This window comes from Microbulbifer litoralis (assembly GCF_023634065.1).
Classification (GTDB): Bacteria; Pseudomonadota; Gammaproteobacteria; order Pseudomonadales; family Cellvibrionaceae; genus Microbulbifer; species Microbulbifer litoralis.
Genome location: NZ_JALKCV010000034.1, coordinates 1 through 1,618, shown reverse-complemented (window position 1 = coordinate 1,618; position 1,618 = coordinate 1). Strand labels below are relative to the sequence as shown.

2 protein-coding genes are annotated in these 1,618 nt (G+C 55.6%); both read right to left on the bottom strand.

Going from position 1 to position 1,618, the window contains the following annotated elements; all coding sequences use genetic code 11:
• On the bottom strand, positions 1-1,429 hold a 1,429-nt coding region (locus MWN76_RS20825; protein ID WP_250465108.1), incomplete at its 3' end, for a condensation domain-containing protein.
• Positions 1,426-1,618 (bottom strand): phosphopantetheine-binding protein (locus tag MWN76_RS20820; protein WP_250465106.1); only part of this gene is annotated, 193 nt, incomplete at its 5' end. The genes MWN76_RS20820 and MWN76_RS20825, both read right to left, overlap by 4 nt.

Sequence of the window (1,618 nt, the reverse complement as noted above, 5' to 3'; positions counted from 1 at the left end):
GTTCGTTCGAATAGCCCCAAGCGATCTCGATACCATCACAGACTGGAGCGGCGTGCAGCGACAGGTCGAACTTGCTGACGTCATAGTCGAGCTCGCGGCGCTGCAATCCGAGTTTGCCTTCTGGGCTGTCGGAAAGCTGGCTGCTTTCGAAAGTGAACATGATCTGCACGAGCGGGTGATGTGCCAACGAGCGCTCGGGGTTGATCTGCTCTACCAGTAGCTCGAACGGAACGTGCTGGTGCTCAAAATCGGTGATGAAACGACGTTGCTGCTCGTGTAAAAACTGCGACGCTGACAGCTCGCAGTGTATATTCGTACGCAGTACCAGATTGTTGAGGAAACAACCCAGCAATGGCTGCACGGCGGCTTCTACACGGCTGGCATTCGCCGATCCCATAAGTACGTCGTCGTTTCCGCTGCACCGCGAAATGAGCACGGCGAACACGGACTGCAGCACTGTGAACGTACTGATGTTCAGAGAAGACGACAATGTCGTGAGCCCAGCTGTGAGCGCCTCGTCCAGGAGCTGGAGATGTACGCCGCCGGAATGTCCCTGTCGTTGTGGTCGCTCGAAATCCATGGGTAGGCTGTGCACCGTGGACACACCGTCCAGACGCTCTCGCCAATAGTCCAACAGTTTCTCGAGCGAGCGTCCCGACAGATGTGCACGTTGCCAGGCTGCATAGTCAGCATATTGGATCGGTAGATCTGGTAGAGGATTGGGCTCACTGCGCAGATAAGCACCGTAGAGCGTGTCAAGCTCGCGTAGCAGGATATCGGTAGACCAGCCGTCAGTAGCGATGTGGTGGATTGTGATTACCAGTTCATGGTGATCCGCGGCAAACTTCAGGAGGTGCACCCTGAACGGCAGGTCACTGCTTAAGTTAAACGAGTGCAACATTTCCCGAGCTAGAAGGGATTGTAACAGTGCCGTTTGCTCATCGGCTTTTCGGTCCTGATGATCCTCCTTCACGAGATATACATCGGCAATCGGCAAGACCTTCTGCAACGGCTCGCCTTCGTCAGCAATATACACAGTGCGCAATATCGCATGACGCTCAACGAGCGTAGTGAAAGCCGCTTCCAGAGCCTCAAGCGACAATTCTCCGCGAATCGTGCCAGCCACGCGGGTGTTGTAGATTGCCTTGTCGTCCGACAGTGTCGACTCCAGCCAGATACGGCGCTGGGCAAATGAAGTCACGAGCGGCGACAACAATCGGCTCGGGTCTGTGACGATTTCCTCGTCGCGGTAGCCTGAAGTTTCGTCCTGTCCAAGCATCGCGATGAGCAGTAGCTTGTTGGCCCTGAGTAAATCCTTGACCTTATCGGAAACTCTGTCACGGGTGGCCGTGACGCGTAGTGCGCCACCCTTTACCTGCAATTCGATGCCTTCCTGTCTGCACAGCGTGAGTATGTCGGCGAGCTTCACAGCAGGAATTCCTCCACGGTTTCCGTTCCTTTCTCATTCTGTTGGTTCGAGGCGGCCCTACTCTTGAGGACGTCGATAAACACTGCCTGCTCCTCAATACTGGGCAGCTCGAACAGACTCTTCAGGGTAAAATCCACTTCGAAGCGGCGACGGATCTGGCTGGCCAGGCGCGTGGCCAGTAACGAGTGG